This window comes from Streptomyces sp. URMC 127, assembly GCF_051386535.1.
GTDB lineage: Bacteria > Actinomycetota > Actinomycetes > Streptomycetales > Streptomycetaceae > Streptomyces.
This window is the reverse complement of sequence record NZ_JBPQTW010000012.1, coordinates 42,188-56,381: the sequence shown is the minus strand read 5'-3', so window position 1 is coordinate 56,381 and position 14,194 is coordinate 42,188. Positions and strand designations below refer to the sequence as shown.

At 72.6% G+C, this 14,194-nt stretch carries 12 protein-coding genes; 9 read left to right on the top strand and 3 right to left on the bottom strand.

Annotated elements, in window-relative coordinates; genetic code table 11:
- Window positions 1–65: 65 nt before the first annotated feature.
- From wecB to ACSNOH_RS05305, 3 genes are all read right to left on the bottom strand, one after another.
- The gene (wecB, locus tag ACSNOH_RS05315; RefSeq protein WP_436720005.1) at window positions 66–1,196 is read right to left on the bottom strand and encodes a non-hydrolyzing UDP-N-acetylglucosamine 2-epimerase; all 1,131 of its coding nucleotides are present in this window, start codon (window positions 1,194–1,196) and stop codon (window positions 66–68) included.
- Between the two features lie 105 nt (window positions 1,197–1,301).
- Complete coding sequence (locus ACSNOH_RS05310; protein WP_436720004.1) at window positions 1,302–2,048, bottom strand: response regulator transcription factor; 747 nt, start codon at window positions 2,046–2,048, stop codon at window positions 1,302–1,304.
- A complete protein-coding gene (locus ACSNOH_RS05305; RefSeq protein ID WP_436720003.1) occupies window positions 2,045–3,145 on the bottom strand; it encodes a sensor histidine kinase in 1,101 nt (366 codons plus the stop codon). The genes ACSNOH_RS05310 and ACSNOH_RS05305 overlap by 4 nt, the downstream gene beginning before the upstream one ends.
- A gap of 137 nt (window positions 3,146–3,282) precedes the next feature.
- Between ACSNOH_RS05305 and folC the strand changes: the two genes are divergently transcribed.
- The 9 genes from folC to ACSNOH_RS05260 all read left to right on the top strand — a co-directional run bounded on the left by folC (window position 3,283) and on the right by ACSNOH_RS05260 (window position 14,136).
- Window positions 3,283–4,809 carry a bifunctional tetrahydrofolate synthase/dihydrofolate synthase gene (gene folC, locus ACSNOH_RS05300; RefSeq protein WP_436720002.1) on the top strand — a complete coding sequence of 509 codons (1,527 nt, stop codon included), beginning with the start codon at window positions 3,283–3,285 and terminating at the stop codon, window positions 4,807–4,809.
- Window positions 4,810–4,811: 2 nt separating this feature from the next.
- Window positions 4,812–5,165 carry a DUF4233 domain-containing protein gene (locus tag ACSNOH_RS05295; RefSeq protein WP_436720001.1) on the top strand — a complete coding sequence of 118 codons (354 nt, stop codon included), beginning with the start codon at window positions 4,812–4,814 and terminating at the stop codon, window positions 5,163–5,165.
- Window positions 5,166–5,273: 108 nt separating this feature from the next.
- Window positions 5,274–5,687 carry a nucleoside-diphosphate kinase gene (gene ndk / locus ACSNOH_RS05290; protein WP_436719999.1) on the top strand — a complete coding sequence of 138 codons (414 nt, stop codon included), beginning with the start codon at window positions 5,274–5,276 and terminating at the stop codon, window positions 5,685–5,687.
- 294 nt (window positions 5,688–5,981) lie between these two features.
- Window positions 5,982–7,001, top strand: coding sequence for a rod shape-determining protein (locus ACSNOH_RS05285; RefSeq protein WP_004950903.1), 1,020 nt, complete (start codon window positions 5,982–5,984; stop codon window positions 6,999–7,001).
- 295 nt (window positions 7,002–7,296) lie between these two features.
- The gene (gene mreC, locus ACSNOH_RS05280; RefSeq protein ID WP_436719998.1) at window positions 7,297–8,229 is read left to right on the top strand and encodes a rod shape-determining protein MreC; all 933 of its coding nucleotides are present in this window, start codon (window positions 7,297–7,299) and stop codon (window positions 8,227–8,229) included.
- A gap of 3 nt (window positions 8,230–8,232) precedes the next feature.
- Window positions 8,233–8,862 carry a rod shape-determining protein MreD gene (gene mreD / locus ACSNOH_RS05275; protein WP_436719997.1) on the top strand — a complete coding sequence of 210 codons (630 nt, stop codon included), beginning with the start codon at window positions 8,233–8,235 and terminating at the stop codon, window positions 8,860–8,862.
- Window positions 8,863–8,986: 124 nt separating this feature from the next.
- Window positions 8,987–11,125: a penicillin-binding protein 2 gene (gene mrdA, locus ACSNOH_RS05270; RefSeq protein WP_436719996.1), complete on the top strand. Its 2,139-nt coding sequence runs from the start codon at window positions 8,987–8,989 to the stop codon at window positions 11,123–11,125.
- Window positions 11,122–12,321 carry a rod shape-determining protein RodA gene (gene rodA / locus ACSNOH_RS05265; RefSeq protein ID WP_436719995.1) on the top strand — a complete coding sequence of 400 codons (1,200 nt, stop codon included), beginning with the start codon at window positions 11,122–11,124 and terminating at the stop codon, window positions 12,319–12,321. The genes mrdA and rodA overlap by 4 nt, the downstream gene beginning before the upstream one ends.
- A 243-nt stretch (window positions 12,322–12,564) precedes the next feature.
- Window positions 12,565–14,136, top strand: a complete 1,572-nt coding sequence (locus tag ACSNOH_RS05260; protein WP_436719994.1) for a CHAD domain-containing protein — start codon at window positions 12,565–12,567, stop codon at window positions 14,134–14,136.
- The last annotated feature ends 58 nt before the right edge of the window (window positions 14,137–14,194 follow it).

The following is a 14,194-nucleotide window of genomic DNA, read 5'->3' as shown; positions in this document are numbered from 1 at the left end:
AGCGCGATAGGGGGTCCGGGGGCTTGCCCCCGGTTACGGGAAGGGGCGGGGCTGGGGAAAGATCCCTACGCGGCCGCCGCGAGTTCCGCCGGCGCCGCCACCGCCGCGAGCAGCGTCACGATGCGGTCCGACGCCAGCCCGTCCCCGAAGGGACTCGGGAGCGCGGCCAGCCGGGCCAGCCCCTCCCGGCCCTCCGCGAGCCGGCGCCGGGCCGCCCGCCCGATCTCCGCGCCCGGCTCCACCAGGTCCGCGAAGTCGGCCATCGCCTCCGGCCGCTCCGTGGAGCGCCGCACGACGACCAGCGGGCGCCCCAGCACCGTGCACTCCTCCTGGATGCCGCCGGAGTCGGAGACGAGCAGGGCCGCGTGCCGGGCCAGGGCGAGGAACTCGCCGTAGCCGAGCGGGCGGGTGACGGTCAGGCCCGCGAGCAGGCCCTCCAGGCCGGCGGCCTCGATGCGGGCCCGGGTCCGCGGGTGCAGCGGCACGACGACGGGGCGGCCGTCGGCCACGAGCGCGGCGAGCTCGGTGAAGATGGCCCGCAGGGCTTCGGGGGAGTCGGTGTTCTCCGGGCGGTGGATCGTGGCCAGGACGTACGCGTCGGCGGTCAGCCCGTGCCGCTCCAGCAGGTCCGCGCGCTCGGCGGCGGACGGCAGCTGGCCGTGCACGGCCTCGACGACGGTGTTGCCGGTGACGGCGATGCGGGCGTCGTCGACGCCCTCCGCGAGGAGGTTGGCGCGGTTGTCCTCGGTGGCGGCGCACAGCACGTCGGCGATGCGGTCGATGAGGACGCGGTTGTGCTCCTCGGGCATGTTGCGGTCGTGGCTGCGCAGGCCGGCCTCGACGTGCAGCAGCGGGATGCCGCGGGCGTTGGCGGCGAGCGCGCCGGCGAGGGCGGCGTTGGTGTCGCCCTGGACGACGACGGCGAGCGGCGGCTCGGCGGTGAAGAGGTCGTCCAGCTGGGCGAGGGCGGCGGAGATCTGGACGGCGCGCGGCTGCCCGCCGACCCCGGTGAGGAACGTCGGCTCGGGCAGGCCCAGCTCGGTCAGGAAGCGGCCGGACAGTTCCTCGTCGTAGTGCTGACCGGTGTGCACCAGGTGGGCGGCGGGGCCCAGGAGGCGTACGAGGTCGGTGAGCTTGACCAGCTCGGGGCGGGTGCCGAGGACGACGGCGACGCTACGGGCGGGCAGGGACTGCACGAGGTGACTCCTGGGGCCGGTGGGCTGCGGACAGCTCACGACCTTGCGGGGCCTCGGTTGCCCCTCCGGGGTGCCTTCGGTTGCCCGACGGTTGCGATTCGCCGTTCAGGGACGGAAAGGACTTTCGTCCTCCCCCTCGCCGGGACCTTCGTCCGGGCCTTCCTCCCCGCCGTCGGTCCGGTAGCGGTAGCCCAGGCCCCGTACGGCCTCCAGCGGGTCCGCGGCCTCGTCGCCGGCGGCCTGCCGCAGCTTGCGCCGCAGCCGCAGGACGGCGAACTTCACCCGCTCGCGGCCGGTCCCCTCGGGGTCGTCCCAGACCCGGTCGAGCAGCTGGTCGGTGGTGATCACCCGGCCCCGGTTGCGGACGAGCACCTGCAGCAGCCGGTACTCGATGTCGCTGAGCCGGGCCTCCTGCCCCTGCCAGACCGCCGAGCGCCGCTCGGGCACGAGCCGCAGCCCGTCGTCGAAGGAGTCGCCGGCCCAGCGGGTGGGGGCGGTGCGGCGCAGCAGCGCCTCGACGCGGGCGAGCAGCTCGTCGTTGCCGAAGGGCTTGGGCAGGTAGTCGTCGGCGCCCGCGCGCAGGCCGCGGACCCGGTCGGTCTCGGCGCCGCGGGCGGTGAGCAGCAGGACGGGCAGGTCGCTGAGGTCGCGGGTGCGCTCCAGCACCTCCCAGCCGTTGAGATGCGGCAGCCCGATGTCGAGGAGCATGAGGGCGGGGCGCTCGGCGAACAGCAGCCGCAGCCCGTCGCGGCCGTTGTCCGCGTGGACGACCTCGTACCCGGCGCGGCTGAGGAGGGTGCGCAGGGCGAGGGCGAGGTCGGGGTCGTCCTCGACGACGAGCACGCGGGTCATACGGCCTCCTCGGGGCGCGGGGCCCCGCCCGGCCCCGCCTCGTAGCGCCGGGCCCCGCCCGGGCCCGCGACCGGCAGCCGGATCAGGAAGGCCGCGCCCCCGCCCGGCGCCCCGCCGACGGTGATCGTGCCGCCGTGCAGCCGGACGATGGTGCGGCTGATGGCGAGGCCGAGACCGGTTCCCGGATATCCGCCCGTACGCGCGTTCGGGGCCCGTACGAAACCATTGAAGATCTCCTCCCGGAATTCCTCCGGGACGCCGATTCCGGTATCCGCGACTTCGATCTCCCAGAACTCGCCGCGCGGCGCCGCCGTGACCGAGATCCGGCCACCCGCGGGGGTGTATTTCGCGGCATTCTCCAGAAGGTTCGCCAGGACGTTCTGCAGCCGGTGCCGGTCCCCGCGCAGGAGGGGCCCCGGGGCGCACTCCAGGACGGTGAACAATCCGGCCTCCTGCGCCGCCGCCATCCGGTCGAGGACGGCGTCCAGCAGCATCCGGTCCACCTCCACGTCGCCGAATTCCAGCTCCAGGCCGGCGGTGGCCCGCATCCGGGTGGTCAGCAGCAGGTCGGAGATCACCCGCTGCATGCGGTCGGCGTTGCGCCGGATGGCGTCCACGAAGGAGGCCTGCTCGTCGGTGAGGGTGCCGAAGGAGGGGTCCGAGAGCAGCTCGCAGAAGCTGATCACGGAGGTGAGGGGCGTGCGCAGCTCGTGGGAGGCGGCGGCGGTGAAGGCGTTGCGCTGCCGGGCCAGCTCGGTGAGCGCCATGTTGTCGCGCTCCAGGTCCCGCTCGCGCCGCTTGCGCTCGGTGACGTCCTCGTACGTCCACAGGGCGCCCAGGTAGGCGCCCTCGTGCCGGAGCGGCTCGATCACGCGGCGGAGGGTGCGGCCGTCGGCGAGGGGGAGCTCGGCCGTCCGGTGGACGTGGTGGTGGCCGGCCGGGGCGCCGCCGGCCGGGACCCCGGCGCCGAACATGCCGGTGAACCGCCGGTTGGCCGCGAGCACCCGGTCGTCAGGGCCCTGCACGACGGCGCCCGCGGGCAGCGCCTCCAGCAGCGCCTCCAGCAGCGTCCGCCACCGGCCGTCGTCCTCGCTCACCACCGGCACCACCCGGCTCCCGCGCATCACGCGCATAAGGGGTCTTCCAGGAAAAAGGGTTCTTCGGGAAAAACCGTAGGGCAAGGCCGCCGGGCCTGCCGCCCGCGCTGTCGTACCCCCTCCGTAGACTGGTCCGCGTGAGCGAGCGCCCCCTGAACGACGACAACGGCAGCACCGGCCCCGACGACAATGACCGTTTCGAGGAAATTGTCGATGCCGAGACCGAGCGGGACCCCGACCTCGCCGTCATCGAGGCGGGCAGCCGGACCCTGCGCGCCCAGGCCGGGCCGCCGCAGGGCGACATCCCCGCCCGGCCCGAGGACCCCGAGGTCGACCGTGCGCTGCGCGAGGTCGAGGCCGAGCTCGCGGGCCGCTGGGGCGAGACCAAGCTCGATCCGTCGCTGGTGCGCATAGAGGCCCTGATGGACATCCTGGGGCAGCCGCAGCGCGCCTACCCCGCGATCCACATCACCGGCACCAACGGCAAGACCAGCACCGCTCGCATGATCGAGTCGCTGCTGGGCGCCTTCGACCTGCGCACCGGCCGGTACACCAGCCCGCACGTCCAGTCGATCACCGAGCGCATCAGCCTCGACGGCGCCCCGATCTCCGCCGAGCGCTTCATCGAGACGTACCGCGACATCCGGCCGTACGTCGAGATGGTCGACGACCGCGAGGACTACCGCCTGTCCTTCTTCGAGGTCATGACCGCCATGGCCTACGCCGCCTTCGCCGACGCCCCGGTCGACGTGGCCGTCGTCGAGGTCGGCATGGGCGGCACCTGGGACGCGACCAACGTGGTGGACGCCTCCGTCGCCGTCGTCACCCCCATCTCGCTCGACCACACCGACCGCCTCGGCCCGACCACCGGTGACATCGCCGGCGAGAAGGGCGGCATCGTCAAGCAGGACGCCACCGTCGTCCTCGCCCAGCAGCCGGTCGACGCGGCGCAGGTGCTCCTCAAGCGCGCCGTCGACGTCGACGCCACGGTCGCCCGCGAGGGCATGGAGTTCGGCGTCGTCTCCCGCGAGGTCGCCGTCGGCGGCCAGCTGCTGACGCTGCGCGGCCTCGGCGGTGAGTACCCCGAGATCTTCCTGCCGCTCTACGGCGCCCACCAGGCCCACAACGCCGCGGTCGCCCTGGCCGCCGTCGAGGCGTTCTTCGGCATCGGCGCGCAGCACGCCCGCACGCTCGACATCGACACCGTCCGCCGAGCCTTCGCCCAGGTCTCCTCGCCGGGCCGGCTGGAGGTCGTGCGCCGCAGCCCCACCGTCGTCCTGGACGCCGCGCACAACCCGGCCGGCGCGCAGGTCACGGCCGAGGCGATCACCGAGGCGTTCGGCTTCAGCCGGCTCATCGGCGTCGTCGGCGCCAGCGCCGACAAGGACGTCCGCGGCCTGCTGGAGGCCTTCGAGCCGGTCTTCGCCGAGGTCGTCGTCACCCGTAACTCCACCCCGCGCTCCATGGACCCCGACGAGCTCGCGGCGATCGCCGTCGAGGTCTTCGGCGCCGAGCGCGTGCAGGTCGAGCCCCGCCTGGACGACGCCCTGGAGGCCGCGATCACCCTCGCGGAGGAGGAGGCGGAGTTCTCCGGCGCGGGCGTCCTCGTGACCGGCTCGGTGATCACGGTCGGCGAGGCCCGGCTGCTCCTCGGAAAGGGCTGATCATGAGAACGCTGTGCGCCAGCACTCTCATCGGTGAATTCTTCGTCATCGGATTCGCCGGTCTGGTCGCGATGCAGACGTCCGGCCTGTCCACGGGCACGGTCTGGGCCGTCAGCGGCACCGCGATGGCCCTGAGCGTGCTGCTGTGCGGCGTGCTCACCCGCCCCGGCGGCGTCCAGCTGGGCTGGCTGCTGCAGATCGGGCTGGTCCTGAGCGGCTTCATCGTCCCGATGATGTTCATCCTCGGGGTGGTCTTCGGCGGCCTGTGGTGGGCGTCGGTGCACTTCGGCCGGAAGATCGACGAGGCGAAGGCCCGCTTCGCGGCGGAGGCGGCCGGGGCGGCCGACGCCGCGTAAGCCCGATCGCGGGTGCACCTGGCCGGCAGCCTGATCCGCGTGCGGTCCCTGCGCCGCGGCCCTGTACCCTCTGGCCCACCAGAACGATCGCCCGCAAGGAGCCGCAGTATGAGCCAGCGCACCCTCGTCCTTCTCAAGCCCGATGCCGTTCGCCGTGGCCTGATCGGCGAGATCGTCGGCCGCATCGAGCGCAAGGCGAACTGGACGATCAGCGCGCTGGAGCTGCGCACCCTCGACCGCGAGACCCTCGCCCAGCACTACGCCGAGCACGAGGGCCGGGACTTCTACGAGCCGCTGATGGCCTTCATGTCCTCCGGCCCCGCCGTCGCCATGGTCGTCGAGGGCGAGCGCGTGATCCAGGGCGTGCGCGCCCTGGCCGGCCCGACGGACCCGATTTCGGCCGCCCCGGGATCCATCCGTGGTGACTTCGGCACCATCACGCGCGAGAACCTCATCCACGCCTCGGACTCCGAGGAGTCGGCCGAGCGGGAAATCAAGATTTTCTTTCCCGGCCTCGCCTGATAGCGCATCAGGCCCGGAGCCTTTCCGATCAGGGGCGACCGATTTTATTTCGGTCGCCCCTGGCATATGCGCGGCGAACGAGGGAACCTCTCACTCCGACACGACGTCACCATTACTGGGGGGAGCTCTACTTCCGCCCACAATGGCGGAGGAACCCTCGCACCGCGTTCGACCGGTCGAGACTACGATGAGAGCTTCGCGCCCGCGGCGCACCGCCCGCACACCCTGCCGACCTCAAGTAAGCAATCGCTCGCTCCAGCTGGGAAGGCCAGACGTATCCTCATGGGGAACAACATGTCGTTCATCGGCCGTGACATGGCTGTCGACCTCGGGACCGCCAACACGCTGGTGTACGTCAGAGGCCGCGGCATCGTCCTCAACGAGCCCTCCGTCGTCGCCATCAACACCAACACCGGCGGCATCCTCGCGGTGGGTGCCGAGGCGAAGAAGATGATCGGCCGCACCCCGGGCAACATCGTCGCGGTCCGGCCGCTGAAGGACGGCGTGATCGCCGACTTCGAGATCACCGAGCGCATGCTCCGCTACTTCATCCTCAAGATCCACAAGCGGCGCTGGATGGCCCGGCCCCGCGTCGTGGTCTGCGTGCCCTCCGGCATCACCGGCGTCGAGCGGCGCGCCGTCATCGAGGCCTCCACCCAGGCCGGCGCCCGCCAGGTGCACATCATCGAGGAGCCGATGGCCGCCGCGATCGGCTCCGGCCTCCCCGTCCACGAGGCCACCGGCAACATGGTCGTCGACATCGGCGGCGGCACCACCGAGGTCGCGGTCATCTCCCTCGGCGGCATCGTCACCGCCCAGTCCATCCGCGTCGCGGGCGACGAGCTGGACAACGCGATCATCCAGCACATCAAGAAGGAGTACAGCCTCCTCCTCGGTGAGCGCACCGCCGAACAGATCAAGATCACCATCGGTTCGGCCTACGACCTGGAGCAGGACGAGCACACCGAGATCCGCGGCCGCGACCTGGTCAGCGGCCTGCCCAAGACGGTCGTCATCTCGGCCGCCGAGGTGCGCAAGGCCATCGAGGAGCCGGTCAACTCCATCGTCGACGCCGTCAAGACCACGCTCGACAAGTGCCCGCCCGAGCTCTCGGGTGACGTCATGGACCGCGGCATCGTTCTCACAGGCGGCGGCGCCCTCCTGCGCGGCCTCGACGAGCGGCTGCGCCGGGAGACCGGCATGCCGATCCACATCGCCGAGGACCCGCTGGATTCCGTCGCGCTTGGCTCGGGCAAGTGTGTCGAGGAGTTCGAGGCCCTCCAGCAGGTCCTCGACGCCCAGCCGCGGCGCTGACGCGCTCGCCCTCCGGGCGGGTGCGCCGGACCGCGGCGGCAGGCGGTGCTCCGGCGCCGTGACGCCGGCCCGGAGCGTCGTTCCCGAGCGCCGGCGGGGGAGGCCTCCCGGGGCGCCGCGCCCGGCGCGTTCCACCTGCCGGGGGAGAGGTGCCACCCCCTTGGCCGGGGGTGGCGCCAAAGGCATCCCGCGTACCACCGCTGCCGGGAAACAACCTGATATACAGGCACAACGCTCCGGATGACCGGCCCGCCCCGCAGCCCGCCGGTCCTACGAGAAGGGCACGCCGCCGCACGTGAGGGACACACGAGAGAGCCGGCTGCTGCTGGTGCTGCTGGTCGCCATCGCCTTCGCACTGATCACGGTGGACATCCGTGGCGGTGAGCGGTCCCCGCTCGACGGCGTCCGGCACGCGGCGGCCTCCGTCTTCGGGCCCGTCGAGAAGGGCGTCGCCTCCGCGGTCGACCCCGTCGGCAACGCCGTGGCGGCCGTGCGCGACTCCGACGAGCGGCACAACCGCATCAGCGCCCTGGAGCGGGAGAACACCAGCCTCAAGCAGCGGCTCGGCAGCGACGACCGCAACCGCGGCCGGGCCGCCGAGCTCGACGCCATGCTCAAGACCGCCGGCCGCGGCCAGTACGGCATCAAGGGCGCCCAGGTCATCGCCATAGGGGCGGCCCAGGGCTTCTCCTGGACCGTCACCATCGACGCCGGCAGCCGCGACGGCATCAAGCGCGACATGACCGTCCTCAACGGCGACGGCCTCGTCGGCCGCGTCACCACCGTCGCCCGCGACACCGCCACCGTCCTGCTCGCCAACGACCCCAAGTTCACCGTCGGCACGCGCATGGAGAAGAGCGGCGAGCTCGGCTTCGCCAACGGCCAGGGCGCCGGCGTCCTGCGCGTCGAGCTGCTCAACGGCAAGGCGGCCGTCCGGCCCGGCGACCGCCTCGTCACCTTCGGCTCCAGCCGGGACAAACCCTTCGTGCCCGGCGTCCCCGTCGGGGAGGTCACCCGCGTCGAGCCCGCCGGCGGCAGCCTCACCCGCACCCTCCAGGTCCGCCCCTTCGTCGGCTACAGCCGGCTCGACATCGTCGGCGTCGTCGTCGAACCCCCGCGCACCGACCCCCGCGACACCGTGCTGCCGCCCAAGCCGGAAGCGCCCAAGCCCACGCCCACCGTGACCGTCACGGTCACGCCGTCCGCGAGCGCCAAACCCGAGGACTGACCGATGCGCCTCAACCGGATCCTGCTCTCGACCGCGCTCGTGGTGGTCGCCCTCGTCGTGCAGGTCACCGTCCTGGCCAGACTCCACCTGCCGGGCGCCGTCCCCGATCCGCTCCTCCTCGTCGTGGTCGGCCTCGCCCTCGTCCACGGCCACACCAGCGGCGCCGTCACCGGCTTCGCCGCCGGCCTGCTGGCCGACCTGGCCCCGCCCGCCGACCACGCCACCGGCCGGTACGCCCTCGTGCTGTCCGTCATCGGCTACCTCGTCGGCCTCGTCCGGCCCGAGACGGGCAAGCTGCGCTCGGCCACCGTGCCCATGCTCGTCGTCGTGGCCGCGGCCGTCGGCTCCACCCTGCTCTACGCGGGCGTCGGCTCCCTCGTCGGTGACACCGCCGCCCGCAACGTCGGCCTCACCAGCCTCGTCTTCACCGCGGCCCTCTACGACCTGCTGCTCGCGCCGTTCGTCGTCCCGCTCGTCATGGCCATGGCCCGGCGCGTCCAGAACGACCCGCTGGCCTCGGACGGCCCCAGCACGATGGGGGGATCGCGCGCCGGCCGCGTGGGCGGCCAGCGCACGGGCATGCGTACGGGCCTGCGGCGGCCGGGCCGCCTGAAGGGGGTGAAGCGGCTGTGAGCCTCGCCTGCCCGGCCGCCGGGTCGCATCTGGTGACGACGCCCGCACCGCTGCGCCGCGCCGGCGGAGACACGGACGCATTCCGGGCCGTTCACGCCCTGGGGGACGACAGGGGGGCAGCGCTGTGACCAACCTGTCCGACACCGGGCGGACCTCGCGGGTGACCATCCGGCTCGTCGTCATCCAGATCCTCGTCTTCTCCCTCCTCCTCACCCTCGCCGGCCGCCTGTGGTACCTCCAGATCCGCAACGGCGACGAATACACCGCCGAAGCCGCCGACAACCACATCCAGCAGGTCGTCGCCCCCGCCACCCGCGGCTCGATACTGGACGCCCGCGGCGTCCCCCTCGCCGACAACGAGACCCGCCTCGTCGTCTCCGCCAGCCGCACCGACCTGATGAAGATGAAGGACCGCGGCCGCACCGTCCTCGCCCGCCTCGCCGGCGTGCTGAACATGAAGCCCGAGGACGTCGCCGCCAAGGTCCGCCTCTGCGACGCCAAGACCCCCAAGCCCTGCTGGGCCGGCTCGCCCTACCAGCCCATCCCCATCACCGACGAGGCCACCACCCAGCAGGCCCTGCAGATCCGCGAGCGCGCCGAGGACTTCCCCGGCATCACCGCCGAGCCCACCGCCGTCCGCCGCTACGCCGGCCCCGGCGGCTCCAACACCGCCCAGGTCCTCGGCTACCTCTCGCCCGTCACCGACGAGGAGATCACCAAGGCCAAGGCCGGCCGCTCCCCGCTGCTCCGCTCCGACCAGGTCGGCCGCTCCGGCCTGGAGCGCCAGTACGACTCCCAGCTGCGCGGCAAGGCGGGCGTCACCCGCTACGAGGTCGACAACCTCGGCCGCGTCATCGGCAAGGCCAAGAGCGACAAGGCCGTCCCCGGCTCCAACCTCGTCACCAGCATCGACGCCCGCGTGCAGGCCATAGCGGAACGCGAGCTCGACCAGGCGATGAAGGACGCCCGCAAGGAGGTCGACAAGAACACCGGCACCAACTACAAGGCCGACGCCGGCGCCGTCGTCGTCATGGAGGCCAAGACCGGCCGTGTCGTCGCCATGGCCTCCAACCCCACCTACGACCCCAACGCCTGGGTCGGCGGCATCTCCGCGAAGGACTACCAGAACCTCACCGGCAAGGACTCCGGCTTCCCGCTGCTCAACCGCGCCATCCAGGGCCAGGCGGCCCCCGGCTCGATCTTCAAGGTCGTCTCCGCCACCGCCGCCGTCAAGGCCGGCTACGCCTTCGACGACAACTACAACTGCTCCGCCTCGTACAGCATCGGCAACCAGGTCTTCAAGAACTTCGAGTCCAAGGGCTACGGCCCCATCAACCTCGGCCGCGCCCTGGAGGTCTCCTGCGACACCGTCTTCTACGACCTGGCCTACCGCCAGTGGCAGAAGGACGGCGGCAACAACCCCAAGCACCCCGCCGACTGGTTCTACAAGACCGCCCACGAGTTCGGCCTCGGCAAGGAGACCGGCATCGACCTGCCCAACGAGGTCACCGGCCGCGTCCCCGACCGCGAGTGGAAGAAGAAGTACTGGGAGGCCAACAAGGACACCTGGTGCAAGCAGGGCAAGACCGACACCAGCTACGCCGGCCAGATCGCCAAGGAAAACTGCGAGTCCGGCATGCGCATGCGCGCCGGTGACTCCGTCAACTACTCCATCGGCCAGGGCGACACCCTGGTCACCCCCCTGCAGATGGCCACCATCTACGCCGCCATCAGCAACGGCGGCACCCTGTGGAACCCCACTGTCGGCAAGGCCGTCATCAGCCCCGACGGCCGCACCGTCCAGGAGATCGAGCCCCGCTCGCACGGCAAGCTGCCGTTCGACCGGAAGACGCGCGACCAGATCGACGGCGCCCTCGCCGGCGTCGCCACCCAGGGCACCGCCGCCTGGCGCTTCGAGGGATGGCCCCAGAAGGAGATCCCCATGCACGCCAAGACCGGCACCGCCGAGGTCTACGGCAAGCAGACCACCTCCTGGTTCGCCACCTACACCGGCGACTACGCCGTCGTCATGACGATCTCTCAGGGCGGCACCGGCTCCGGCGCCTCCGGCCCCGCCGTGCGCAACATCTACAACGCCCTCTACGGCGTCGACGAGAAGGGCAAGATCGACGCCAAGAAGGCGCTCCTGCCCCACCCGCAGACCGGCCTGCCGAAGATCGAGAAGGACGGCACCATCGAGGCCCAGCCCATCGAGCCGGCCCCGCCCAGCCCCTCCGCCCGCAAGGAGGAGCAGGACTCGTGACCGCCACCGACGGCTACCGCGCCCGCCGCTACAGCCCCGAGCGCTCCGCCTGGGGCCGGCTGACCGCCCGCGACTCCGTCCTGCGGCGCCTGGACTGGGTCATGGTCTGGGCCGCGCTCGCCCTCTCCGCCATCGGCACCCTCCTGGTCTACTCGGCCACCCGCAACCGCACCGAGCTCAACCAGGGCGACCCGTACTACTTCCTCCTCCGCAACATCCTCAACACCGGCATCGGCCTGGGCCTGGCCGTCGGCGCCGTCTGGGTCGGCCACCGGGCCCTGCGCGGCGCCGTTCCCATCCTCTACGCCGTCTCCGTCCTGCTCACCCTCGCCGTCCTCACCCCGCTCGGCGCCACCATCAACGGCGCCCGGTCCTGGATCCAGCTCGGCGGCGGCTTCTCCCTCCAGCCCTCCGAATTCACCAAGATCACCATCGCGCTGGGCATGGCGATGCTGCTCGCCGCCAAGGTCGACGCGGGCGAGCGGCTCCATCCAGACCACCGCACCGTCGTCGAGGCCCTCGGCCTCGCCGCCCTGCCGATCGTCATCATCCTGCTGATGCCCGACCTCGGCTCCGTCATGGTCCTCGTCGTCATCGTCCTCGCCGTGCTCCTCGCCTCCGGGGCGTCCAACCGCTGGATCGCCGGGCTGATCGGCACCGGCGTCCTCGGCTGCGTCCTCATCTGGCAGCTCGGCGTCCTCGACGAGTACCAGATCAACCGCTTCGCCGCGTTCGCCAACCCCGCCCTCGACCCCTCCGGCGTCGGCTACAACACCAACCAGGCGCGCATCGCCATCGGCTCGGGCGGCCTCCTCGGCTCCGGCCTCTTCCACGGCTCGCAGACCACCGGCCAGTTCGTGCCCGAGCAGCAGACGGACTTCATCTTCACCGTCGCCGGCGAGGAGCTCGGCTTCGTCGGCGCGGGGGCGATCATCTTCCTGGTCGGCGTCGTCATCTGGCGCGCGTGCCGCATCGCCCGCGAGTCCACCGAGCTCTACGGGACGATCGTGGCGGCCGGGATCATCGCCTGGTTCGCCTTCCAGTCCTTCGAGAACATCGGGATGACGCTGGGGATCATGCCGGTCACGGGTCTGCCGCTGCCGTTCGTCTCGTACGGGGGGTCGTCGATGTTCGCGGCGTGGATCGCGGTGGGCCTGCTGCAGTCCATCAAGGCGCAGCGGCCGGTGTCGGCATAGCGCTCTCGGGCGCTACGGCACGTTACGGCTCGGGTGGCCGCGTATTCCGCCGGACCCTCGCCGCGGGGGTTCCCCGCCGTTGCGGCGGGCTCATTCTCAGCGGCAACGCGGCACGGGCCCAGCACTCTCCTCCGCCGCAACGGCGCGAAGCCACAACGCGGCTTCCCGGCGGTGCCGGACTCACCTGCAGTCCGGCGTGAACAGGGCTGCCCCATGGGGCGCGAGCGCACTAGATTCGGCCCCATGGCGGACACTCTTCGCGAGATCGAGCGGAAGTACGAAGCCGGGCCCCACGCCGGAGACGCCCCGTTGTCCGGCCTCGGCCGGATCGCCGGCGTCGCGACCGTCACCGTCGAAGGCACGCACAAGCTCGACGCCGTCTACTACGACACCGCCGACCGGCGCCTCGCCGCGGCCGGCATCACCCTGCGCCGCCGCACCGGCGGCTCCGACGAGGGCTGGCACCTCAAGCTCCCCGTCGCCCCCGGCGTGCGGGACGAGATCCGGGCGCCCCTGTCGCCCGGCGTGCCGCGCGCCCTCGCAGGCCTCCTCCGCGCCCGCGTCCGTGGCGCCGCGCTCGTACCCCTCGTCCGCATCCGCTCCTGCCGCACGGTCAGCCGGCTGCTCGACGCGCAGGGCGCTCTCCTCGCCGAGGCAGGCGCCGACGAGGTCAGGGCCGACCGCCTCGGTGACGGCGGCCGCAGCGCCCGCTGGACCGAGTTCGAGGTCGAGCTCGGCAGCGGCACCGACCCCGCGTTCCTCGACACCGTCGAAAAGCGCCTGCGCAAGGACGGCCTGCGCCCCTCCGCCGCGCCCTCGAAGCTGGCACGGGCGCTGCGGGAGACAGCCGGAAAGGAGGAGGTGAAGGAGGCGAAGAGGGACAAGGAGCAGGCGAAGCGGCAGAAGAAGGGCGGCCCGGAGCGCGAGCCCGCCACCGCGGGCGACCACGTCCTCGCGTACGTGCGCGAGCAGACCGGCGCCCTGCTCGCGTACGACACCGCCGTCCGCCGCGACGCCGAGGACGCCGTCCACCAGATGCGCGTCGCCACGCGCCGCCTGCGCAGCGCCTTCCGCACGTACGGCGACGTCCTGGACCGCAAGGTCACCGAACCGCTCGGCGCGGAGCTGCAGTGGCTCGCCGAGGGGCTCGGCGCGGACCGGGACCGCGAGGTCGTCACCGCCCGCCTGCAGGAAGGCCTCGCCGCCCTGCCGGACACGCTCGTCCTCGGCCCGGTCCGCGCCCGGCTGCGCATCTACGCGGCCGGCCGCGCCAGAGGCTCCCGCAAGCGCGTTCTCGCCCTCCTCGACGGCGAGCGCTACCTCGCCCTCCTCGACGCGCTCGACGCCTTCCTCGCCGACCCGCCGCTGCGGCGGGCCGCCGCCCGACCCGCGCCGGAGGTCCTGGCCGGGGCCGTCCTGCGGGAGTACGAGCGGCTGGCCGGCCGCATCGAGCAGGCCCGCGCCGCGCGCCCCGGCCCGCAGCGCGACGCCGCCCTCCACGAGGCCCGCAAGGCGGCCAAGCGGGCCCGCTACGCCGCCGAGGCCGCCGTGCCCGCGCTCGGCAAGCCGGCCGAGCGCTTCGCGTCCCGCATGAAGGACGTCCAGACGCCGCTGGGCGATCACCAGGACAGCGTCATGACCCGTACCGTCCTGCGCACGCTCGCGGCCCGGGCCCACGCGGCGGGGGAGAGCACGTTCACGCTGGGCCTGCTGTACGGCCGGGAGGAGCAGCGGGCCGCGTGGGACGAGATGGATCTGCTGGCGGCGTGGCACGCGGCCTCCCGGAAGCGGCACCGGGCCGCCCTGCGGCCGTGAGGGTTCGCTCCGCGGGCACGTTACCCTTGAGGGTCACCCCCTTCCGCTCATGAGAGAC

Coding starts and splice junctions, on each gene's coding strand:
- ACSNOH_RS05310 (WP_436720004.1), bottom strand. CDS start 2,048: ATGACCCGCGTGCTCGTCGTCGAGGACGACCCCGACCTCGCCCTCGCC.
- ACSNOH_RS05295 (WP_436720001.1), top strand. CDS start 4,812: ATGAGAACGCTGTGCGCCAGCACTCTCATCGGTGAATTCTTCGTCATC.
- ndk (WP_436719999.1), top strand. CDS start 5,274: ATGAGCCAGCGCACCCTCGTCCTTCTCAAGCCCGATGCCGTTCGCCGT.
- ACSNOH_RS05285 (WP_004950903.1), top strand. CDS start 5,982: ATGTCGTTCATCGGCCGTGACATGGCTGTCGACCTCGGGACCGCCAAC.
- mreD (WP_436719997.1), top strand. CDS start 8,233: ATGCGCCTCAACCGGATCCTGCTCTCGACCGCGCTCGTGGTGGTCGCC.
- ACSNOH_RS05260 (WP_436719994.1), top strand. CDS start 12,565: ATGGCGGACACTCTTCGCGAGATCGAGCGGAAGTACGAAGCCGGGCCC.